This is a genomic window from Limnohabitans sp. TS-CS-82 (genome assembly GCF_002943475.1).
This window is the reverse complement of sequence record NZ_PTQX01000002.1, coordinates 735,670-758,130: the sequence shown is the minus strand read 5'-3', so window position 1 is coordinate 758,130 and position 22,461 is coordinate 735,670. Positions and strand designations below refer to the sequence as shown.

The window sequence follows — 22,461 nt, the reverse complement described above, 5'->3', positions numbered from 1 at the left end:
CCCCTCTAAATACACATCCATGGCTGACAAAAAAGGCGCTTCTGGCGAAAAAACGCTCTACTGCACGTTCTGCGGTAAGAGCCAGCACGAAGTCAAAAAACTCATCGCAGGGCCTTCGGTCTTCATTTGCGACGAGTGCATTGACTTGTGCAACGAAATCATCCGTGACGAGTTGCCCAACGCTGATTTGACCAAGGAAGCGGGCAATGCGTTGCCAACGCCAGCCGAAATCAAAGCCAACCTTGACAACTACGTGATTGGCCAAGAGCCCGCCAAGCGCACCTTGGCGGTGGCTGTGTACAACCACTACAAGCGGTTGAAGCACAAAGAGGGCGCCAAGAAAGACGACGTGGAGCTCTCGAAGAGCAACATTTTGTTGATCGGCCCCACCGGCTCCGGCAAAACCTTGTTGGCCCAAACCCTGGCCCGCATGTTGGATGTGCCTTTTGTGATGGCCGACGCCACCACCTTGACCGAAGCCGGTTATGTGGGTGAAGACGTTGAAAACATCATTCAAAAGTTGCTGCAAAGCTGTAATTACGATGTCGAGCGCGCTCAGCGTGGCATCGTCTACATCGACGAAATTGACAAAATTTCACGCAAATCCGACAACCCTTCCATCACGCGTGATGTGTCGGGTGAGGGTGTGCAACAGGCCTTGCTCAAGCTGATCGAAGGCACCATGGCGAGCATTCCTCCCCAAGGTGGCCGCAAGCACCCGAACCAAGACTTCTTGCAAATCGACACGACCAACATCTTGTTCATTTGCGGCGGTGCGTTCGCGGGCTTGGAAAAAGTGATCGAAGGCCGTACCGAAGCCTCTGGCATTGGTTTTGGCGCCTCCGTCAAGAGCAAAGAAAGCCGTAGCCTGACTGAAGTGTTTGGTGAGGTGGAGCCGCAAGACATCATCAAATTCGGTTTGATTCCCGAATTGGTGGGGCGTATGCCCGTGATCGCGGCCTTGGCTGAGTTGACCGAAGATGCGTTGGTGCAAATCTTGACCGAGCCTAAAAATGCGTTGGTCAAACAGTACGGCAAACTCTTGGCCATGGAAGGCGCTGAGCTGGAGTTCCGTCCTGGCGCTCTGCGTGCGATTGCCAAAAAGGCCTTGATTCGCAAAACAGGTGCACGCGGTTTGCGTTCTATCCTTGAACAATCGCTGATCGACACCATGTTCGAATTGCCGAACTCGTCAAATGTCGAAAAAGTGGTGGTTGAAGAAGCCACCATTGAAGAGAATAAGCCGCCATTGCTGGTGTACCGAGAAGCCGCCAAGAAGGCTTAAAGATTCATCTCGGGGACAGCGCACATCGCCTGTCCCTTTTTAATTGGAAGGCTGACCATGTCTGGACAACCCCCGCTGCCCGCTACCCCTCTTGAACTGCCGTTGCTGCCTCTGCGCGACGTGGTGGTTTTCCCACACATGGTGATTCCGCTGTTTGTGGGGCGCCCCAAAAGCATCAAGGCCTTAGAAGCTGCGATGGCGGCCGAGCGCCGCATCATGTTGGTGGCCCAAAAAGCGGCCGCCAAAGACGAGCCTGCTGTGGGCGATATGTTTGAAGTTGGCTGCGTGTCGACCATTTTGCAAATGCTCAAGCTGCCCGATGGCACCGTCAAGGTGTTGGTCGAAGGCCAGCAACGCGCCAAAGTGGACGGCATCGAAGACGGTGAGTCGCATTTCACCGCCCACGTCACACCCATCGAAGTCGCTCCCGCAGAAGCTGGCAGCGAGGTCGAGGCTTTGCGCCGCGCCGTGATGCAGCAGTTCGACCAATACGTCAAACTGAACAAGAAAATCCCGCCTGAAATTTTGACATCCATCGCCAGCATTGACGATGCAGGCCGTTTGGCCGACACCATCGCTGCGCATTTGCCATTGAAGCTGGAAAGCAAACAAGTCGTGCTCGACCTGTCGAATGTGCGCGACCGTTTGACCAATCTGTTTGAGCAGTTGGAGCGCGAGGTTGACATCCTCAACGTCGACAAAAAAATCCGCGGTCGCGTCAAGCGCCAGATGGAAAAGAACCAGCGCGACTTCTACCTGAACGAGCAAGTCAAAGCCATTCAAAAAGAGCTGGGCGAAGGCGAAGAGGGCGCGGACATCGAAGAGATCGAGAAAAAGATCAAAGCGGCCCGCATGCCCCAAGAGGCACGTAAAAAGGCCGATGCTGAGCTGAAGAAACTCAAGCTCATGTCGCCCATGTCTGCCGAAGCGACGGTGGTGCGCAACTACATCGACGTGCTGATTGGCTTGCCTTGGAGCAAGAAAACCAAAATCAAGCACGACTTGGGCAATGCCGAAAGCGTGCTCAACGAAGACCATTACGGCTTAGACAAAGTCAAAGATCGCATCTTGGAATACCTCGCGGTGCAACAACGCGTCGACAAAGTCAAAGCGCCGATTTTGTGTTTGGTCGGGCCTCCTGGCGTGGGTAAAACCTCGTTGGGTCAGTCCATCGCCAAGGCGACGGGGCGCAAGTACGTGCGCATGGCCTTGGGCGGCATGCGCGACGAGGCGGAGATTCGCGGCCACCGTCGCACCTACATTGGCGCCATGCCTGGCAAGGTGCTGCAAAGCTTGACCAAAGTCGGCACGCGCAACCCCTTGTTCTTGCTCGACGAGATTGACAAGTTGGGCACCGATTTTCGTGGCGACCCATCGAGCGCCTTGTTGGAAGTGCTCGACCCCGAGCAAAACAATAAATTCGGCGATCACTACGTGGAAGTCGATTACGACTTGAGCGATGTGATGTTCGTGGCCACCTCGAATTCGATGAACATTCCACCGGCCTTGTTAGACCGCATGGAAGTGATTCGCTTGTCGGGTTACACCGAAGACGAAAAAACGCACATCGCCATGAAGTATTTGCTACCCAAGCAGCTCAAAAACAACGGCGTGAAAGACGAAGAGTTGGCGGTGGATGAAGCGGCCATTCGCGACATCGTGCGCTACTACACCCGCGAAGCGGGCGTTCGTTCGTTGGAGCGTGAACTCTCCAAGATTTGCCGCAAAGTCGTCAAAGCTTTGCTGCTCAAACAAATGACGCCACAGGTCAAAGTGACCGCCGACAACTTGGCTGACTTTTTGGGCGTTCGCAAATACTCTTACGGCCGTGCTGAGGCTGAAAACCAAGTGGGCCAAGTGGTCGGCTTGGCATGGACCGAAGTGGGCGGCGATTTGCTGACCATCGAAGCCGCCATCATGATCGGCAAAGGCACCATCACGCGCACCGGTTCGCTGGGCGATGTGATGAAAGAGTCGGTCGAGGCCGCTCGCACGGTGGTGCGCAGTCGGGCACGCCGTTTGGGCATCTCTGAAGAGCTGCTGGAAAAGCGCGACATTCACATCCACGTCCCCGATGGCGCCACGCCCAAAGACGGGCCCAGTGCCGGTGCGGCGATGGCTACAGCTTTGGTGTCCGCGCTCACGGGCATCCCTGTGCGTGCGGATGTGGCCATGACCGGTGAAATCACCCTGCGTGGTGAAGTGACTGCGATTGGCGGCTTGAAAGAGAAGCTCTTGGCTGCGTTGCGTGGTGGTATCAAGACCGTGATGATTCCTGAAGAGAACGTCAAAGACCTACAAGACATTCCTGAGAACGTCAAAAATGGGTTGGAGATTGTCCCCGTTCGGTGGATCGATAAAGTCTTGGAAGTGGCCTTGGAGCGCATGCCAACGCCCTTGCCCGATGAGGTGCCTGCTGTCGCAGCCGCTGTCACAGATGAGGCCACCAAAGCGACGGCAGTTAAACATTGACATTAAATGCCTGAAGTTTTTGGGTTGCGCTGATTTCTTGGAAAAAGTGCGCTAGAATACAAGGCTTATGCGGGAATAGCTCAGTTGGTAGAGCGCAACCTTGCCAAGGTTGAGGTCGCGAGTTCGAGTCTCGTTTCCCGCTCCAAATTCGATAAGGGAAGCAACAGCTTCCCTTTTTCGTCAAAGTAGATGGCGCGATAGCAAAGCGGTTATGCACCGGATTGCAAATCCGTTTAGCCCAGTTCGACTCTGGGTCGCGCCTCCAAAATCTTGCCGTTACTGTTCACGCAGTAGCGGCATTTTTTTCGTCTGCGCACTTCTGCATGCTTCCGGCACACTTTCAACGCTACAAGGCACTTATCCAAGTGCTTCATTGCGCCTTGTAGCCCATTCGAAATCCGCCCCAATGCTGGCCTGCCACCATGATGGGTACAGACAGGTCATGCATGATTTCACCTGTATCGCGTTTGTAGGTTTGCAGTAATAACTTTTGCGTGTGCGAACCGCAGCGGCTGCCGGTTCTATCACTGAAAATACGTTTACTGCGGCTGCTCACTAAATCTACGTCGTAGCGTCCGGTTAGCGGCTTGGCAAATTTATCGTTGTGCGTGGGCACGTAGCCGCGTTTGTTGGTGCAAATTGCAAACACCAGTTCGGGGCAGCTTTTCAACACGGTTTCCTGAATGGCGGGTAGAACTTGGTCGGTGAACGCATCAAACTTTGAGCTGTACTTTTGGGGGTTGGTGTTCACGATGGCTCCGTGCTCCAGACTCAGCAAATCAGCCTGACTGATCTTGCCCTGCGCCACACCTTCTTCAAACACCGCTTGCACCGCATCGGCTGCAGCACGCGCCACAGCGAACATGCGCCTGTGAATGGTTTCTAAATTCAACTCAACCAGCTTCTCGTAAAAGCCTTCGCTCAGTTCTGTCAGTCCCATGGTCTGGCGTTCTTGAGATTCGATGCGTAGGCCGAAGCTTGCTAATTCGTGTTGAATCTCGCCCAAATAGTTGGAGATGGTGTTCACTTCTTGCGCCGAATGGCTTGATGTTTGCACGATCCCGTCCATCTGTTCAGACAGCTCACTCGACGAATTCAAAATGCCTGAGAGGCGTTGGCCCACCTGCTCGATTTGCGTGACGTTGGCTTTTACATCGCTGAGCAACTCGTTCATGTTGTTCACTGCCAAGCCCGTTTGGCTCGCGATACCTCTCACACTTTCGTCAATTTCTTGAGTGGCTTCAAACGTCTTTTCAGCCAATTTACGCACTTCGTCGGACACAACGGCAAAGCCTTTGCCATGTTCGCCTGCTCGTGCGGCCTCAATGGCTGCATTCAAAGACAGCATATTAATTTTGTTGGCAATGTCTTGAATCAGCCGAACAACATGATCGATTTTTTGCGAGCTGGCTTGCAAATCCGTGATCGATGACGACACCATCTGCGTACGCGCACCCATGTGGCGCATTGATTCGATAGTGTTGTTCAACTCGACTTGGCCAAATTGAGAATTCTCACGGGCTTGTTGTGCCAATTGGGCGACCGACGCCGCATCTTTGCTGACACGGTTGGAGTTATGCGCCAGCGATTGCGAGGAGTCAGAAACTTGCGCACCCTTGTTGGCAAGGGCCTTCATTTCTTGGCTGATGGTGTTGGCTTGCCACGATAAATCTGCCAAGGTGATGGAGCTGTTCTCCACCACCAGTGTCATGTCGTGCACGATTTTGAGCAAATTCAAATGTCCTGCGTCTAGTTTTTCAAGTGCAGGCCCCAGCAAGGCATCGGCGCGCCAAGCAGACGAAACGGATGGTCCAGAAACGGATGTGTTGTGAACGTCGGTGTAGACCTGCTGGATGAAGTGATGGAGCTCTGCGATCAAGGCCTGCAAATGGCCCAATCCAGACTGAACGCTGCTTAGCATTTCAGCACTTTCGCCGTCTGTTGCGGACGGAACTGTGCTTGAGATGGCGAGCTCAAGCTGGCCCTGCTGCAAGGCTGCCATGCCTGCACCGACTTGGTCCATTGCCACTTTCTGACCTTGTAGATGCGTTGCGATAAACCTTGCAAGATCGTTCAACTCTGACGGCAACTGTTGCCACGATTCACCAAGAGATTCACTTTTTTGCAATGTCAGCTTGAGTGACCGAACACCCGCTACCACTGGGTGCAAAACAATCCAGCCTATCAACAACAGCAAGAGAACAGACATCACCAGCAAGCCCCCAAGCCAAGTGCCGGTTGTACTTTGGATCAATTCAATCGGAAGCAGTGACAGGATCAACCCGCCAAAGCATGCGATCAGCAAGGCGCTGATTAGTACAAAAAAGACAAGTCGTCTTTGGATGGAGTGCAGCACAAAAGCTCCGCAATAGGTTCAAATTTCAAGGGGCCTGAATAAACAGGCAATTTACAAATTATCAATCATCGCCATCGAATTCTCGGTTTTACGGCGTCGCTGCATCGATAGAACGGGCAGCCACGCCATCTGACATTTCTACGACGTGTTTGAGATGCCCATTTACAACATTTCGTCGACAAAATGACACGGACCACGGTTGCGCTTGGAGGTTGAGTGCATAGATGAAACTATAAAATTAGGTTCATGCAATTTCCTGATCACGTAAAGCTTTCCCGACATTTTTCGACGCGTCGTGAGGCGTTTGTGCAAGGCTTGAAGGATGCGTTGGGTGCCCCCGTGTTGGTGTTGTTCGCAGGGATGATCGGCTTCGGCGCGATGGGCCAAACGCATGGGTTTGATGCGTGGATGACGGGGCTGACGAGTTTGCTGATGTTCGCATTGCCCGGCCAAGTGGTGCTGCTGGAGATGCTGATTTCGGGGTCGTCGTTGTTGGCGATTGCCTTCGCGGTGACGCTGACATCGGCGCGTTTTGTGACGATGGTGGTAACGCTGTTTCCGCAACTGCACCGGCAAGATCGCAACCGTGGTTTGTACGCGTGGGTGCACTTGTTGGCGATGACGGCGTGGGCGGTGTCGATGCGCGAGTTCCCGAACATGTTGCCCAAGTACCGCTTGAGTTATTTCATTGGTCTTGGGCTGCCGTGCTGGATGGTGGCTTTGCCGGGCACGGTGTTGGGCTATCTGGCTGCAGGCTGGGTGCCTGCGGCGGTGACGCTGGGGCTGGTGTTCATCAACCCTTTGTTTTTCTTGCTGACGTTCACCGAGGTGAAGCCGTGGGCCAACCGCATCGCGATTGTGTTGGGCTGCGTGATAGGCCCAGGTTTTTATATGCTGGACGCGAACAGCAGTTTGCTCACCACCGGTTTGGTGGCGGGCACGCTGGCTTACGTACTGGACCGCAAGTGGCTGCGGCCTAAGCCGGTGGAGGTGTCGGCATGAGCGCCGTGGTTCAGTCCGCTGTGCAGGGGTGGGCTCCGTGGCTGGCGTTGAGTGCTGCATGCGTGGGCACGTATGCGTGCCGTGCGTTGGGTGTGAAGTTGTCGGGGCACATTCATGCCGAGAGTGAGTTCTTTAAGTGGATTTCTGCGGTGACTTACGCGATGGTGGCCGCCCTGACAATTCGCATGATCGTGATGCCTTTGGGCTTGTTGTCCACCGTGCCGTTGTGGCTGCGCGTGTTGATTTGTGCGCTGAGTTTGGGGGTGATGGTGTCTAGCCCCAAACGCCGCTTGGTGCCCGCGTTGTTGACGGGCACTTTGCTGATGTTGGCGTATGGGGTGACGCGCTGAGCGCCTCTATGTTGTCAATTCACCATGACCAATTTGCCCATCACGCCGCGTGAGCCCATGTCGGCATACGCCTGCTTGAGCTGCGCCATGGGCGGGGTGTTGTGGATGACGGGTTTGATTTTTCCGGCGCCGTACCACTGGGCCAGCTCTTGCATCATGGCGGCGTTGGCAGCGGGTTCGCGGCGCGCAAAGTCGCCCCAGAACACGCCCACGATGGAGGCGCCTTTGAGTAAGGCCAAGTTCCAAGGCAGCGCGGGAATGGGGCCTGCGGCAAAGCCGACCACCAAGTAACGGCCGCGCCATGCGATGGAGCGGAAGGCGGGCTCGGCAAACTCGCCGCCGACGGGGTCGTAAATGACGTCGGGGCCTTTGCCGTCGGTGAGGGCTTTGAGGGCGTCGCGCAAGTTCTCGGTGCTGTAGTTGATGGTGGCGTCGGCACCGATGGACGTGCAGAGCGCGCACTTTTCAGCGTTGGACGCCGCCGCGATGACGCGTGCGCCTGCGGCTTTGGCAATTTGAATGGCCGCTGTGCCCACACCGCCCGCAGCGCCGAGCACCAACACGGTTTCGCCCGCTTTGAGTTGGCCACGGTCCATCAGCGCGTGGTGCGAGGTGGCGTAGGTCATGATGAAAGCGGCGGCATCGACCGCAGGGAAGCCCGCGGGCAAAGGCATGCACAGCTTGGCGGGGGCCAAGGTGTGGGTGCCAAAACCACCGGTGCCGCTGAGGCAGGCCACGGCTTGGCCGACTTTGAGGTGGGTCACGCCTTCGCCCACGGCCTCGATGGTGCCCGCGTATTCAGAGCCGGGCACGAAGGGCAGGGGCGGCTTCATTTGGTATTTGTTTTGCACGATCAACAGATCGGGGAAGTTCAAGCTGGCCGCTTCGATGCGAATCAGCACCTCGCCTGCACCGGGTTGGGGCGTGGGCAGTTCTTGCCAAGTCAGGGCGTCGACGCCGATGGGGTTTTCACAAAGCCAAGCATGCACAGGAGTCTCCTTTGAGTGTTTGCGCAATGATAGGGGGCGGCCGCTGCTGGGGTTGTCTCAAACTCTACAATTGAAAAGCAATTAAAGGCTCGCATGAACATTTTGATTTCGAACGACGATGGCTTTCAGGCCCCAGGCATCGTGGCCTTGTACGAGGCGCTGAAAGATTTGGGGCGCGTCGAGGTGGTGGCGCCCGAGCACAACAACAGCGCTAAGTCGAATGCCTTGACCTTGCATTCCCCGCTGTACGTGCAAACCGCCGCCAATGGCTTTCGTTATGTGAACGGCACGCCCGCCGATTGCGTGCACATTGCGCTGACGGGTTTGTTGGACTACAGGCCCGATTTGGTGGTGTCAGGCATCAACAACGGCGCCAACATGGGCGACGACACGATTTATTCAGGCACCGTGGGGGCGGCGATGGAGGGCTATTTGTTTGGCATTCCGGCCATTGCGTTGTCTCAAGTCGAAAAAGGTTGGGGGCACATTGACGATGCCGCTGCTGCCGCCCGCGCCTTGGTGTTGCAGATGCAGCAGCAGGGGCAGGGGCAGGGGCAGGGGCAGATCAAGGGTGAGCCTTGGCTGCTGAATGTGAACATTCCCAACCAGCCACTGGCGCAACTCAAACCCCTGCGGGTGACGCGCTTGGGCCGTCGCCATTCAGCGGAGCGCGTGATCACACAAACCAGCCCACGCGGCGAAACCATGTATTGGATTGGCAGCGCGGGTGCGGCCAAAGACGACAGCGATGGCACCGACTTTCATGCCACGTTTGAAGGCCATGTGTCGGTGACGCCCCTGCATGTGGACCTCACCGAGCACGCCACCTTGCCCCTGTGGACCCAGCGTTTGAGCGAGAGCAAGACGGCATGAAACCCAGGCCAAGTTTTCCGGCGCGTTTAGACACCTCGAACGACTCAGCCAAGCCCAAGGCTTTGCTGGGTGCCACGCGTGTGGTGACACCGCAAACGGCGATGCGCGCTGTGTCAGCCCCCTTGGCCAGTCCGACCGGCATGGGCCTTGATTCGTCGGCGGTGCGCAGGCGCATGGTGCAAAAGTTGGCCGAGCAGGGCGTGCAAGACACCGTGGTGCTGGACGCGATGGGGCGCATTGAGCGCCACCGTTTCGTCGATTCGGCCTTGGTGAACCAAGCCTACGAAGACACGAGTTTGCCGATCGGTTTGGGACAAACGATCTCCAAGCCCAATGTGGTGGCCCGCATGATTGCGCTGCTGCGCGAAGCGCCCGGTTTGCAAGCGACGCCTGGCTCCCAAGCTGCATCTTTAGGGCGGGTGCTCGAAATTGGCACGGGCTGTGGCTATCAAGCGGCGGTGTTGTCGTTGGTGGCGCGTGAGGTGTACAGCATTGAGCGTTTGCGGGGCTTGCACGACAAAGCCAAAGAGAACTTGCGGCCCATGCGTTTGCCCAATGTGCATTTGATGTTTGGCGACGGCATGTTGGGTTATCCCAAGGGCGCGCCTTACAGCGCCATCATTGCCGCCGCAGGGGGCGAGGCGGTGCCGCAAGCGTGGATTGATCAATTGGCGGTGGGTGGGCGCATCGTGGCGCCCATGCAAACCACGGCGGGTCAGCAGGCCTTGGTGGTGATTGACAAAACGCCACAAGGCTTGCAGCAAAGTTTGCTCGAAGCGGTGCACTTCGTACCTCTAAAATCAGGCATTGCTTGACGACGGAGAAAAACGCATGTTACGTGCAGGAAAATGGGGTGCTGTTGCCCTGATGACAGCCTGTGTGCTGTCGGGGTGCGCCAATAAAACACGCCAAGCGCCTGTGGATGAACGCTCTTCCCAGATATCGCGATCGGCGACCAAGCCATTACCTGGCGCTGAAAACACGGGCAAGACGGGTTACTACACCGTCAAACCGGGCGACACCTTGATTCGCATTGGCATGGACAACGGCCAAACTTGGCGCGATTTGGTGCGCTGGAACAATTTAGAAAATCCCAATTTGATTGAAACCGGCCAAGTGCTGCGCATTGCACCGCCTGCGCCAGAAGTGACCGCGGCCAAGCCTGCGACCACGCCAGCCACCGCCAACGCGTCTGCGCCTGCTGCGGGTGTGGCCCCCGCGTTGCCTGCGGCCAGCGCCGCGTCTGCTGCGGCTGGGGTGAAACCTGCCGCGCCTGTGGCTGCCGAGGTTGAAGAGGCGGTGAATTTTCAGTGGCCCACCCGAGGCAATTTGATTGCTGGGTTTGACGAAGCCAAAAACAAAGGCTTGGACATTGCGGGCAAAGCCGGAGACCCCGTGCTCGCCGCTGCCGATGGTCGCGTGGTGTACGCCGGTGCGGGCTTGCGCGGTTACGGCAACTTGATCATTCTGAAACACAACAACACCTACTTGACGGCTTACGCGCACAACCAAACCTTGCTGGTGAAAGAAGACCAAGCCATCAAGCGCGGTCAAAAAATTGCCGAAATGGGCAACAGCGACGCCGACCAAGTGAAACTGCATTTTGAAATTCGCCGTCAAGGCAAACCGGTGGACCCCGCCAAATATTTGCCTGCGAACTGATGACCGATACAACGACAGAAAAGAAATGGCCAGACAACGCGCTGACCATTGAATCGATGGACCTCGAAGCCCAAGGCGTGGCACACCGCGCCGATGGCAAGGTGGTGTTTGTGGAAGGTGCCTTGCCCTTTGAGGTGGTGCGCGCCAACATTCATCGCAAGAAAAACAACTGGGAAATGGGCTCGTTGCTGGAGGTGATGCAAGAGTCGTCACAGCGCGTGACGCCGGGTTGTGAGAACTTCGGCTTGCACGCGGGTGCCTGCGGCGGCTGCAAGATGCAGCATCTCGACGCCACGGCACAAGTTGCCATCAAGCAGCGCGCGATGGAAGACAACCTGTGGCATTTGGGCAAAGTCAAACCCGAGACCATGTTGCGTCCGATTCAAGGCCCTGCGTGGGGCTACCGCTACCGCGCCCGTTTGTCGGTGCGTTATGTGGTGAAGAAGGGCGAGGTGTTGGTGGGTTTTCACGAGCGCAAGAGCCGCTATGTGGCGAACATGCGCAGCTGCCGCATCTTGCCGCCGCATGTAGACGCCATGCTGCTGCCCTTGCGTGCCTTGATTGGCAGCATGGAAGCGCGTGAGACTTTGCCGCAAATTGAATTGGCTTGTGGTGACCACGTCACCGCCTTGGTGTTGCGCCACATGGAGCCGTTGAGTGATGGCGATATGGCGCTGTTGCGCCAGTTTGCTGCCGAGCACGATGTGCAGTGGTGGTTGCAGTCCAAAGGCCCCGACACGGTGAAGTTGATGGACGAAGCCGGGGCTGTGCCGCTGTCTTACGCTTTGCCTGAATTTGGCATCACCATGCCGTTCAAGCCCACCGATTTCACGCAGGTCAACCCCCACATCAACCGCGTGTTGGTGACCCGTGCTTTGCGTTTGTTGGATGTGAAGCTCACCGAGCGCGTGATTGATTGGTTCTGCGGCTTGGGCAACTTCACTTTGCCTTTGGCGACGATGGCGCGTGAGGTGCTGGGCATTGAGGGCAGCGAGGCTTTGGTGGCGCGCTCGCGCGAGAACTTGGTGGTCAATCAAGCAGGGCGTCACACGCCTTTGGCGCCCACGCAGTTTGTGGCGCGCAATTTGTTTGAGATGACGCCTGAGTTGCTGATTCAAGACGGCGCGGCCGACAAGTGGCTGGTGGACCCCCCGCGCGAAGGCGCTTTTGCGTTGGCGCAAACCTTGGCAACGCTGCACGAGCAGCCTGAGTTGCGCCAAGGCTGGACGCCGCCCAAACGCATCGTCTACGTGAGCTGCAACCCCGCCACGCTGGCGCGAGACGCGGGTGTGTTGGTGAACTCGGCGGGTTACCGCATTTCTGCTGCGGGCGCGGTGAACATGTTTCCGCACACGGCGCATGTGGAGAGCATGGCGGTGTTTGATTTGGCTTGAGGCCGATCAGGCAGTGCTCACGCGCTGTTTCAATAGACGCAAAAAAGGCTGCTCATGAGCAGCCTTTTTGGTGGGCGCTGAACGCCTAGGGCGTTCGCGTTGGGTGCAATTTACTCGCGCTCACCGCTCGTCAAGCCCAATAGGGCCAACAAACCTTGGAAAACGTTGATGACGTCCAAGTACAGCGTCAGGGTGGCGCTGATGTAGTTGGTTTCGCCGCCGTCGAGGATTTGCTTCAGGTCATACAGCATGAAGGCGCTGAAGATGCCGATGGTCAACACCGAGATGGCCATCATGCCGGCCGACGAGCCAACGAACACATTGATGATGCTGCCCACCATCAGTACCATGGCACCGATAGTCAGCCATTTGCCCATGCTTGACAGATCACGCTTGATCACGGTGGACAAGCTGGCCATTAAGAAGAACACACCGGCTGTGCCACCAAAGGCGGTCATCACCAACTCAGCGCCGTTTTTGAAGCCCAGCACCATGGCGATCATGCGAGAGAGCATCAGGCCCATGAAGAAGGTGAAGCCCAACAACACATACACGCCTGTGACGCTGTGTTTGGTTTTTTCGATGGCGTAGATGAAGCCAAATGCGCCTGCGAGCATCAAGATCATGCCCAAGCCGCCAGAGAAGACATGGCTCAGACCCGTGGTCACGCCTAGCCAAGCACCCAGCACTGTGGGCAGCATGCTCAGAGCGAGCAAAACGTAAGTGTTGCGCATGACGCGGTTGCGCTGTTGTTCGTCTAAAACGTAATGGTCAGCAGTTTGGAATTGGTTGTACATACCAAGGTCTCCGAAAAACACCTGCACATGCAGATGTGGCGAATTCTAATGTGTCTGTTCCTTTGGGTTTACTTCCTACTTTTCTTGAGGTTTCTTTTGCTTTCAGCGGCTTAATTCGACCCTTCTCAGTCGGTATGCTTGAGCCCTTTTCAACTGACTTCTCGAATTGCCATGAAGACCAAACATTTCCTCGAATCCGCCGACATCAAAGCCATCGCAGCCGCTGCTGAAGCCGAAGCTTTGAAAAACAACTGGGCGGTGACCATTGCCATCGTGGACGACGGCGGTCATTTGCTGTCTTTGCAGCGTTTGGATGGCGCGGCGCCTATTTCTGCGCACATCGCCCCTTCCAAGGCCAACACCGCCGCTTTGGGGCGTCGCGAAAGCAAGATTTACGAAGACGTGGTCAACGGTGGTCGCATGTCTTTCTTGAGCGCCCCCAACCTCAAAGGCTTGCTTGAAGGTGGCGTGCCGATCATGAAAGACGGCCAGTGCATCGGCGCCGTGGGCGTGAGCGGTGTCAAGTCCAACGAAGACGCGCAAATTGCCAAGGCTGGCATTGCGGCCATCGGCCTGTAATCGTTGCTTGACTGGCGCTTGATTTAGTAAATCAAGCGTTCAGGGCTGATTTCTTGCAGGATGGTGGTGGCAATTTCTTCAATGCTCTTGTGCGTGGTGGACAGCCAGCGAATGCCAGCGCGGCGCATCATGGCCTCGGCTTCGGCCACCTCGTGCCTGCAGTTGGGCAAGCTGGCGTAGTTGGAGTTGGGGCGGCGCTCGTTGCGGATTTCACTCAGGCGCTCGGGCTGGATGGTCAGGCCAAAGATTTTCTTTTTGTGCGGCATCAAGGCGGGCGGGAGTTGGCGGCGCTCAAAATCTTCGGGAATCAGCGGGTAGTTGGCGGCTTTGAGGCCGTACTGCATCGCCAAATAGAGACTGGTGGGCGTTTTGCCGCTGCGGCTCACGCCCACCAAAATCACGTCAGAGGACTCTAAATCGCGGTTGAGTTGGCCGTCGTCGTGGGCCAGGCTGAAATTGATGGCTTCAATGCGGTCGTGGTATTCCTTGCTTTTGCTCACGTCCGAGAAGCGCCCAATGCGGTGGTTGGATTTGACGCCCAGCTCTTCTTCCAGCGGATTCACAAACGTGCCAAACATGTCCAACAGTCGGCCTTTGCAGCCTTCTTGAATGACTTTGAGCACGTCCATGTCGACCAAGGTGGTGAACACAATGGGCTTGCGGCCTTCGACTTCGGCGGTGTGGTTGATTTGGCGCACGGCTTGGTGGGCTTTGTCGACCGAGTCGACAAAGGGCAGGCGAATGTGGCGAAATTTGAACTCGAACTGCGCAAGAATGGCGTTACCAAAGGTCTCGGCGGTGATGCCAGTGCCGTCAGAGATGAAGAAAACGGTGGGATTGGGCATGAAAAACTTTCAAGTTCAAGAGCGGATTTGCACACGTTGGGTGCGCCAAAAGGTGAGGGCAGCCACCTACAATTGCCCATTATCTGAATTTCGCCACCGCTTCTCGGCAACCTATTCAAAAAACAACAAAGTTGCGCATTTGCGTGTGGCCGCGCCGGTTTTAACTTTTGGAGCTTATCCATGTCAGCACTGTTCAGCCCTACCGCTTTGGTGGTCCCGTTCGAAAACCTGAGAATGACCGACGTCGAGTCGGTCGGCGGTAAAAACGCCAGCTTGGGCGAGATGATTTCGCAATTGCCCTCGGGCGTGCGTGTCCCCACAGGCTTTGCCACCACGGCCCATGCCTTCCGCGAGTTCTTGGCTTACGACGGTTTGGTCGACAAAATCAATGCCCGTTTGGACAAACTCGACACCGAAGACGTGCGTGCTTTGGCCGAAGTTGGCGCCGAAATTCGCGCCATGGTGGAAGCGCAGCCTTTCCCTGCGGATCTGCAAAAAGCCATTTCAGAAGCTTTTGCAACTTTGTCCGCTGGTAACCCCGCGGCCACGTTTGCGGTGCGCTCCTCGGCGACTGCCGAAGATTTGCCAGACGCTTCGTTTGCAGGCCAGCAAGAAACCTTTTTGAACGTGCACGGCATCGATGAAGTGCTGCACAAGATGAAAGAAGTGTTTGCGTCGCTCTACAACGACCGCGCCATCAGCTACCGCGTGCACAAGGGCTTTGCCCACGCCGATGTGGCCTTGTCTGCGGGCGTGCAACGCATGGTGCGCTCGGACTTGGGCGCCGCCGGTGTGATGTTCACCATCGACACTGAATCGGGTTTTGAAGACGTGGTGTTCATCACCTCAAGCTATGGCTTGGGTGAAACGGTGGTGCAGGGCGCTGTCAACCCTGACGAGTTTTATGTGCACAAGCCCATGTTGCAAGCGGGCAAACGTGCGGTGATTCGCCGCAATTTGGGCTCCAAGCTCTTGCAAATGGAGTTCTCGACCGCCGAAGAGAAAAAAGCCACAGGCAAATTGGTGAAAACCACCGATGTGCCCACCGAGTTGCGCAACCGCTACTCCTTGACCGACGCGGATGTGGAGCAACTGGCTCGCTACGCGGTGGTGATCGAAGCGCATTACGGTCGTCCGATGGACATCGAATGGGGCAAAGACGGTACGGATGGTTTGCTGTATATCTTGCAGGCGCGTCCTGAGACGGTGAAGAGCCAAGCCAAGGGCCAGTCAGAGTTCCGCTACAAACTCAAAGGCCACAGCACCGTGCTGGCCGAAGGTCGCGCGATTGGTCAAAAGATTGGAACGGGCCCTGTGCGCTTGGTGCACAACATCAGCGAGATGGACACGGTCCAGCCTGGCGACGTGTTGGTGACCGACATGACCGACCCCAACTGGGAACCCGTGATGAAGCGCGCCAGCGCCATCGTGACCAACCGGGGTGGTCGTACCTGCCACGCTGCCATCATTGCGCGTGAGTTGGGTATTCCTGCGGTGGTGGGCTGCGGTGATGCCACCGAGCGCTTGAAAGACGGCACCTTGGTGACCGTGAGCTGCTCTGAAGGCGACACCGGCTTCATCTACGACGGTCTGCTGGAAACGGAAGTGACCGAGGTGCAACGCGGCACGATGCCCGAGATCAAAACCAAGATCATGATGAACGTGGGCAACCCACAGTTGGCCTTTGACTTCGCGCAATTGCCCAACCAAGGCGTGGGCTTGGCCCGCTTGGAATTCATCATCAACAACAACATTGGTGTGCACCCCAAGGCGATTCTGGACTACCCCAATGTGGATGCCGATTTGAAGAAGGCGGTGGAGTCTGTGGCCCGTGGCCATGCGTCACCTCGTGCTTTCTATGTGGACAAAGTGGCTGAAGGCATTGCCACCATCGCTGCCGCGTTTTGGCCAAAGCCCGTGATCGTGCGCATGTCCGACTTCAAGTCGAACGAATACCGCAAACTCATTGGTGGTAGCCGCTACGAGCCCGAGGAAGAGAACCCCATGCTGGGCTTCCGTGGTGCCGCGCGTTACATCAGCGAAGACTTCGGGGAAGCCTTTGCCATGGAGTGCGAGGCTATGCGCCGCGTGCGTACCGAAATGGGCCTGACCAACGTGCAAGTCATGGTGCCGTTTGTGCGTACTTTGGGCCAAGCGGAGCGTGTGACCAACTTGTTGGCCGAGCACGGTTTGAAGCGCGGCGAAAACGACCTGAAGGTCATCATGATGTGCGAAGTGCCAAGCAACGCCATCCTCGCGAACGACTTCTTGAAGTTCTTTGATGGCTTCTCGATTGGCTCCAACGACTTGACCCAACTCACCTTGGGCCTGGACCGTGACTCTGGCTTAGAGCTGCTCGCCGCTGACTTTGACGAGCGCGACCCCGCCGTGAAAGCCTTGCTGACGCAAGCGATCTCTGCGTGTTTGGCAAATGGCAAATACGTGGGCATTTGCGGCCAAGGCCCGAGCGACCACCCTGACTTCGCCCATTGGTTGGCCGATCAAGGCATCAGCTCGATTTCGCTGAACCCAGACAGCGTGATCGAGACCTGGAAATCTCTCGCCAAATAAGCCAACGCGGCGCAGCGTGACCAAGATCTCAGGGACTGTTGCACAACCGTCGTCTCATGGACGTGCGTTTTGGGGCGTGCTGTGCCTGTTTGGGGTCACGTTGCTTGCCATGGCGTGGGCGTGGCATTGGCCCGACCAGTCGTTGTTGCATTTTTGGTTGGTGGCTCAGGCCATGCCCGTGTTTTATGTGATCTTGGCATGGTGGGGGGCGCAAGCGCCAACAGAGGATCGCGATGCCGTTTAAACCTTGGCGCTGGCGTTTGGTTGTGGCGGGCTTGGTCGGGTTGGTCGTCTTGTCCGTTTGCTTGCTGATTGCGGATGTGATGGGCGTGTCCAAATCCGTCATCAATGGTTTCTTCTTGGTGGCTTCCATCATTGGTTACGCGACCATTGGTATGTTTTGTCGCACCACCATGGCCGATGAGTATTACGTGGCAGGGCGTCGCGTCAGCGCCCCGTTCAATGGCATGGCCACCGCGGCGGATTGGATGTCTGCCGCGTCGTTTTTGGGTGTGACCGGTCTGTTGTTGTCCGATGGCTTTGTGGGCGACGGTGTTCATGCCGGTGGTTTGGCTTATGTGTTGGGTTGGACGGGTGGTTTTTGTTTGCTGGGCTTTTTGTTTGCGGCCAAGCTCAATGCGTCGGGTGCGACCACCATTCCTCAGTTTTTAGGCCAACGTTTTGACAGCCCCGTGGTGCGCTGGCTGGCGGCTTTGGGGGCCATTTTGTGCTCCAGCATTTACTTGGTGGCACAGATTTACGGTGTGGGCTTGGTGGCTTCCATGCTGTCAGGTTTGACCTTTGAGCTGGGTGTTTTCTTGGCCTTGGGGGGCATTTTGTTGTGCTCCTTTTTAGGCGGCATGCGCGCGGTGACGTGGACACAAGTGGTGCAGTGCGTGGTGATCGTGGCGTCCATGGTGGCGGTCTCTGTGGCCGTCTCATGGCAGACGCAAGGGCATCCCGTGATTGCGGTGGCGGCGGCTCAGTCGTTGCAACAAATGGAGTCGCGCATCAAAGTGATTGAGGCAGACCCCGCCGAGATGGCGACGCGCGAGGTCATGGCCCAGCGCATTTGGGACCTCGACGCCAAGATGGCCGATCCGCTGAATGCCCGTGAGTTGGAGCACCAAGTGTTGGCCAAGCAGATTGCAAAAGCCAAGTCTGACAACGCGCCTTTGCGTGATATTCAGCGCTTGGAGACGAACCCAGCTTGGCGAGAAACGGGGGTCGATCGCTTGCTGCGGGCGTGGCAATCTGAGCGCGACAGTTTGGCGCAGGCCATCAAACATCCCGTGGGGTTTCAAGCGCCTCGACAGGAGGGGTTCACGCAGGGGTGGCTCAATTCGATGGCGCTGGTCTTTTGTTTGATGATCGGCACGGCCGCATTGCCGCACATTTTGGTGCGCTCTTACACCGCTGCCAGTCCTGCGCAGGCTCAGCAATCGATCGTTTGGGCCTTGGTGTTCATCGTGATTGTGTATTTGTGCGCTTCATCGTTGGCGGTCTTGCTCAAGTCGTTCGTGTTGAACGAATTGGTGGGCGCTCATTTGAACCAATTGCCCGAATGGGCCGACCGCTTGAAGTTGCGCAAGTTGGCCTTGCTGAGCATCACTGACTACAACAACGACGGGGTGGTGCAGTACGCCGATATTCGGTTGATTGAAGAGTATTTGGTGTTAGCAGTGCCTGAAATTGTGCGGATTTCCCCCGTGTTCACGGGCCTGATCGCCGCTGGCGCGCTGGCGGCCGCGTTGTCGACCGCTGATGGTTTGTTGTTGACCATTTCGAATGCGTTGGCGCAAGACTTGTATTTTGAAACCGTTAATCCACAAGCACCACCGTTACGACGCGTCATGCTGTCCAAAATTTTGTTGATGGTGGTGGCGCTGTTTGCCGCATGGTTTGCGACGAATCGACCGGTGAACATTTTGTTTTGGGTGACCTGTGCATTCTCGTTGGCGGCCTCGACGTTTTTCCCTGTGTTGTTGTTGGGCTTGTACTGGCCAGCGATGAGCCGCGCGGGGGCGGTGGCAGCGATGGTGTCGGGTCTTGCGGTGTCTTTTTATTACATCGTCGCCAATCACCCATGGGTTCAGTTGTATTTAGACCTTCAGCCTAGCGATACGTTGTGGTGGGGGTTGGAGCCTATTTGCGCCGGTGTTTTTGGCGTGCCGGTGGGTTTATTGATGGGATTCGTCTTCAGCAAGCGCTGGCCACAGAAAAATTGACTATACTAGTGGGCTTTCCCTTGCTGCACTGCGTCTGACGCCGCAAGCAGCTTCAACCCACAAGGAGTGTCCATGCGTCATTACGAAATCATTTTGTTGATCCACCCGGATCAAAGCGAGCAAGTTCCAGCGATGCTGGAGCGTTACAAAGGCATGATCACCGCAGGTGGTGGTGCTATTCACCGTATGGAAGACTGGGGCCGCCGCCAGTTGGCCTACATGATCAACAAGCTCGCCAAAGCTCACTACATTTGCTTGAACATCGAAGCTGACCAAGCTGTGATGTCTGAACTCGAACACGCGTTCAAGTTCAACGATGCTGTGTTGCGTCACCTGACCGTCTTGAAGAAGAAGGCTGATACAGCGCCTTCACTCATGATGAAGACAGTTGAGCGCGAAGAAGCCCGTAAGACTCAGCAAGCTGAGTTCGCAGGCTAATTTTTGCCTTATTGCAAGGTGTGAATCACGTTGTTTTGAACGCTTGCATCGCAGAGGTTTCGGCCATGCGGTACACCCCAGCAGGTTTGCCTGCACTTGATTTGAGGCTCGAACATGAGTCTGAAATCGAAGAAGCGGGGCACAAGCGACAAGTCAAAACAAGTGTCAAAACAGTCGCTTTGGGTGCTTTGGCTGAACGCTTAGTTCGTCATCCCTTAGGTAGCCTTTGGCAGTTCACCGGTTTTTTAGCCAGTCCTCGCAATAGCAAAAACGTCGTTCTTCATATTCAAGATTTTCAGCAAATTTCATAGGAGGCCCAGATCATGGCCACATTCAAGAAATTCAACAAAGACAAGCGCCCTAAGCGCAACACGCAATCTCTGCTCTTCAAACGCAAGCGCTTCTGCCGCTTCACCGTCACGGGCGTTGAAGAAATCGACTACAAAGACGTCGACACATTGCGCGATTTCATTGCCGAAAACGGCAAAATCATCCCCGCACGCCTGACCGGCACACGCGCCATTTACCAACGTCAGCTGAACACAGCCATCAAGCGCGCACGCTTTTTGGCCCTGGTGCCTTACAGCGACCAGCACAAGATCTAAGGAGCCCGACCATGCAAATTATTCTGCTCGACAAGGTCGTGAACCTCGGCAACCTCGGCGAAATCGTCCGAGTGAAAGACGGTTACGCACGTAACTTCTTGATCCCTTCAGGCCGTGCACGTCGTGCTACTGAAACTGCGATCAAAGAATTTGAAGTGCGTCGCGCTGAACTTGAAAAAGCTGCTGCTGAAAAGTTGGCTGCTGCTCAAGCGCAAGGCGAAAAATTGGCCGGTACATCGGTCAAGCTCAGCCAAAAAGCTGGCGTGGACGGCCGTTTGTTTGGTTCGGTCACCAACCACGACATCGCTGAAGCTTTGGCAAAAACCGGCTACGCCGTTGCCAAATCGCAAGTGCGTATGCCTACAGGTCCCATCAAGATTGTTGGCGACAGCACCGTGAGCGTGGCTTTGCACACTGACGTGGTGGTTGAGATCACTGTGTCTGTGTACGGCGAAACTGCTTAAGTTTCTTCCGCTCAGTCAGAAGCCGCTCTTAGGAGCGGCTTTTTTCTTTGTTTTCCCCAAATAGCGCACGGCTTATCCACAGAGTTATCCCAAGGCATCTGTTGCATGGGGCTTAGGATGCGTGTTTTACAGGATGCTTATGTCAGCCGCTTTGTCCAGCCTTGAAGAAGGCTTTTCCGCCGATCAACAAATCGCCCAGTTGCGCATTCCACCGCATTCGGTGGAGGCAGAGTCCAGTGTGCTGGGTGGCTTGCTGTTAGACAACGCGGCGTGGGACCGTGTGGGCGATTTGCTCGTCGATGGCGACTTTTACCGCTACGAACACAAGCAGGTGTATGCCGCCATTGGCGCGTTGGTGAACACCAGTCGCCCAGCTGACGTGATCACCGTGTACGAGCATTTGCAGGCCTTGGGCAAGGCCGAAGAAATTGGCGGCTTGGGCTACTTGAATGCCTTGGCGCAATACGTGCCGAGCGCGAGCAACATTCGCCGCTATGCCGAAATCGTGCGTGAGCGCTCGATTCTGCGCAAGCTGGTGACCGCCAGTGACGAAATTGCCACCAACGCCTTCAACACGCAAGGTCGTGCGGTGGCCCAAATCTTGGACGAGGCCGAGCAAAAGATCTTCAACATTGGTGAAGAAGGCTCGCGCATGAAGCAGGGCTTTCAGGCCATGCCTCAGTTGGTGGTAGATCTGTTGGACCGCGTTCAAGAAATGGCCGACAACCAAAACGACATCACCGGTGTGCCGACGGGCTTTGTTGACTTTGACCGCATGACCTCGGGCTTGCAGCCTGGCGACTTGATTGTGCTGGCGGCCCGTCCGTCCATGGGTAAAACCGCGTTGGCGATCAACATTGCCGAGCATGTGGCTGTCAATGAAGGCTTGCCCGTGGCTGTGTTCTCGATGGAAATGGGTGCGTCGCAGTTGGCGGTTCGTATTGTGGGTTCGATTGGTCGCGTGGACCAAGGTCACTTGCGTACGGGCAAGCTCAGTGACGATGAGTGGCCGCGTTTGACTGAAGCGATTGAGAAGCTGCGCAATGTGTCGCTGCACATTGACGAAACGCCGGGCCTCACGCCCAGTGAGTTGCGCGCCAACGCACGCCGATTGGCGCGTCAGTGTGGCAAGTTGGGCTTGATCGTGGTTGACTATTTGCAGTTGATGAGCGGCTCTAGCAGCAGCGGTGGTGACAACCGTGCCACTGAAATTGGCGAAATTTCAAGGGGCTTGAAGATGCTCGCCAAAGAGCTGCAGTGCCCCGTGATTGCCTTGTCCCAGCTCAACCGAAGCGTGGAACAGCGGACCGACAAACGCCCCATGATGAGTGACTTGCGCGAATCGGGCGCCATTGAGCAAGACGCGGACGTGATCATGTTCATCTACCGCGACGATTACTACAACAAAGAGTCCAAAGAGCCCGGCGTGGCAGAGGTCATCATTGGCAAGCAACGTAACGGCCCCACAGGCACCGTCAAGCTGGCCTTCTTGAAGCCGCTGACCAAGTTCGAGAGCTTGGCCAGTGGCTACAACAACGGAGACTTTTAAGT

21 protein-coding genes and 2 tRNA genes are annotated in these 22,461 nt (G+C 56.2%); 19 read left to right on the top strand and 4 right to left on the bottom strand.

Features of this window, described 5'->3' with window-relative positions:
* Positions 1-19: 19 nt before the first annotated feature.
* The 4 genes from clpX (at position 20) to C5F52_RS07965 (ending at position 4,022) form a co-directional block, all read left to right on the top strand.
* Positions 20-1,285, top strand: coding sequence for an ATP-dependent Clp protease ATP-binding subunit ClpX (gene clpX / locus C5F52_RS07980; RefSeq protein ID WP_104797767.1), 1,266 nt, complete (start codon positions 20-22; stop codon positions 1,283-1,285).
* 57 nt (positions 1,286-1,342) lie between these two features.
* Positions 1,343-3,757, top strand: coding sequence for an endopeptidase La (lon, locus tag C5F52_RS07975; protein WP_104797766.1), 2,415 nt, complete (start codon positions 1,343-1,345; stop codon positions 3,755-3,757).
* A 69-nt stretch (positions 3,758-3,826) separates the two neighbouring features.
* Positions 3,827-3,902: transfer RNA gene (locus tag C5F52_RS07970), tRNA-Gly, on the top strand.
* A 46-nt stretch (positions 3,903-3,948) separates the two neighbouring features.
* Positions 3,949-4,022 (top strand) — tRNA-Cys (locus tag C5F52_RS07965).
* Positions 4,023-4,127: 105 nt separating this feature from the next.
* On the opposite strand, the gene C5F52_RS07960 is transcribed toward C5F52_RS07965, so the two are convergent.
* Complete coding sequence (locus C5F52_RS07960; protein WP_161499664.1) at positions 4,128-5,780, bottom strand: methyl-accepting chemotaxis protein; 1,653 nt, start codon at positions 5,778-5,780, stop codon at positions 4,128-4,130.
* A gap of 579 nt (positions 5,781-6,359) precedes the next feature.
* Here C5F52_RS07960 and C5F52_RS07955 point away from each other — a divergent pair.
* Together C5F52_RS07955 and C5F52_RS07950 are read left to right on the top strand one after the other, a co-directional pair.
* Positions 6,360-7,115: an AzlC family ABC transporter permease gene (locus C5F52_RS07955; protein WP_104797764.1), complete on the top strand. Its 756-nt coding sequence runs from the start codon at positions 6,360-6,362 to the stop codon at positions 7,113-7,115.
* On the top strand, positions 7,112-7,465 hold the full coding sequence (locus C5F52_RS07950) for an AzlD domain-containing protein (RefSeq protein ID WP_104797763.1): 354 nt from the start codon (positions 7,112-7,114) through the stop codon (positions 7,463-7,465). Before C5F52_RS07955 ends, C5F52_RS07950 begins: the two co-directional genes overlap by 4 nt.
* A gap of 14 nt (positions 7,466-7,479) precedes the next feature.
* Here the strand turns inward: C5F52_RS07950 and C5F52_RS07945 are convergent, their stop codons facing one another.
* Entirely contained in the window at positions 7,480-8,454 is a 975-nt protein-coding gene (locus tag C5F52_RS07945) for an NADPH:quinone oxidoreductase family protein (RefSeq protein WP_104797762.1), read from the bottom strand.
* A gap of 93 nt (positions 8,455-8,547) precedes the next feature.
* On the opposite strand from C5F52_RS07945, the gene surE reads away from it, so the two are divergent.
* From surE to rlmD, 4 genes are read left to right on the top strand one after another with little or no spacing between them, the layout of a single operon-like run.
* Entirely contained in the window at positions 8,548-9,327 is a 780-nt protein-coding gene (gene surE / locus C5F52_RS07940; protein WP_104797761.1) for a 5'/3'-nucleotidase SurE, read from the top strand.
* Positions 9,324-10,142 (top strand): protein-L-isoaspartate(D-aspartate) O-methyltransferase, encoded by an 819-nt coding sequence (locus C5F52_RS07935; RefSeq protein WP_104797760.1) that lies wholly within the window; start codon positions 9,324-9,326, stop codon positions 10,140-10,142. The genes surE and C5F52_RS07935 overlap by 4 nt, the downstream gene beginning before the upstream one ends.
* A gap of 16 nt (positions 10,143-10,158) precedes the next feature.
* Positions 10,159-10,989, top strand: a complete 831-nt coding sequence (locus C5F52_RS07930) for a peptidoglycan DD-metalloendopeptidase family protein (RefSeq protein WP_104797759.1) — start codon at positions 10,159-10,161, stop codon at positions 10,987-10,989.
* Positions 10,989-12,383, top strand: coding sequence for a 23S rRNA (uracil(1939)-C(5))-methyltransferase RlmD (gene rlmD, locus C5F52_RS07925; RefSeq protein ID WP_104797758.1), 1,395 nt, complete (start codon positions 10,989-10,991; stop codon positions 12,381-12,383). The genes C5F52_RS07930 and rlmD overlap by 1 nt, the downstream gene beginning before the upstream one ends.
* A 110-nt stretch (positions 12,384-12,493) precedes the next feature.
* Here the strand turns inward: rlmD and C5F52_RS07920 are convergent, their stop codons facing one another.
* Positions 12,494-13,180, bottom strand: a complete 687-nt coding sequence (locus C5F52_RS07920) for a Bax inhibitor-1 family protein (RefSeq protein WP_104797757.1) — start codon at positions 13,178-13,180, stop codon at positions 12,494-12,496.
* A 171-nt stretch (positions 13,181-13,351) separates the two neighbouring features.
* Between C5F52_RS07920 and C5F52_RS07915 the strand changes: the two genes are divergently transcribed.
* Entirely contained in the window at positions 13,352-13,759 is a 408-nt protein-coding gene (locus tag C5F52_RS07915) for a heme-binding protein (RefSeq protein ID WP_104797756.1), read from the top strand.
* A 23-nt stretch (positions 13,760-13,782) separates the two neighbouring features.
* On the opposite strand, the gene C5F52_RS07910 is transcribed toward C5F52_RS07915, so the two are convergent.
* Entirely contained in the window at positions 13,783-14,604 is an 822-nt protein-coding gene (locus C5F52_RS07910; protein WP_104797755.1) for a pyruvate, water dikinase regulatory protein, read from the bottom strand.
* Between the two features lie 180 nt (positions 14,605-14,784).
* On the opposite strand from C5F52_RS07910, the gene ppsA reads away from it, so the two are divergent.
* The 8 genes from ppsA (at position 14,785) to dnaB (ending at position 22,459) form a co-directional block, all read left to right on the top strand.
* A complete protein-coding gene (gene ppsA / locus C5F52_RS07905; RefSeq protein WP_104797754.1) occupies positions 14,785-17,175 on the top strand; it encodes a phosphoenolpyruvate synthase in 2,391 nt (796 codons plus the stop codon).
* A gap of 16 nt (positions 17,176-17,191) precedes the next feature.
* Positions 17,192-17,419: a hypothetical protein gene (locus C5F52_RS29660; RefSeq protein WP_146100050.1), complete on the top strand. Its 228-nt coding sequence runs from the start codon at positions 17,192-17,194 to the stop codon at positions 17,417-17,419.
* Positions 17,409-19,403, top strand: a complete 1,995-nt coding sequence (locus C5F52_RS07900; RefSeq protein WP_104797753.1) for a VC_2705 family sodium/solute symporter — start codon at positions 17,409-17,411, stop codon at positions 19,401-19,403. Before C5F52_RS29660 ends, C5F52_RS07900 begins: the two co-directional genes overlap by 11 nt.
* Before the next feature lie 72 nt (positions 19,404-19,475).
* On the top strand, positions 19,476-19,841 hold the full coding sequence (gene rpsF / locus C5F52_RS07895; protein ID WP_100134240.1) for a 30S ribosomal protein S6: 366 nt from the start codon (positions 19,476-19,478) through the stop codon (positions 19,839-19,841).
* Positions 19,842-19,861: 20 nt separating this feature from the next.
* The gene (gene priB / locus C5F52_RS07890; RefSeq protein WP_369951935.1) at positions 19,862-20,152 is read left to right on the top strand and encodes a primosomal replication protein N; all 291 of its coding nucleotides are present in this window, start codon (positions 19,862-19,864) and stop codon (positions 20,150-20,152) included.
* A 12-nt stretch (positions 20,153-20,164) separates the two neighbouring features.
* Complete coding sequence (rpsR, locus tag C5F52_RS07885) at positions 20,165-20,446, top strand: 30S ribosomal protein S18 (RefSeq protein ID WP_044397946.1); 282 nt, start codon at positions 20,165-20,167, stop codon at positions 20,444-20,446.
* 11 nt (positions 20,447-20,457) lie between these two features.
* Entirely contained in the window at positions 20,458-20,910 is a 453-nt protein-coding gene (rplI, locus tag C5F52_RS07880; RefSeq protein WP_104797751.1) for a 50S ribosomal protein L9, read from the top strand.
* A gap of 139 nt (positions 20,911-21,049) precedes the next feature.
* Positions 21,050-22,459 carry a replicative DNA helicase gene (gene dnaB, locus C5F52_RS07875; RefSeq protein ID WP_104797750.1) on the top strand — a complete coding sequence of 470 codons (1,410 nt, stop codon included), beginning with the start codon at positions 21,050-21,052 and terminating at the stop codon, positions 22,457-22,459.
* Positions 22,460-22,461 lie beyond the last annotated feature (2 nt).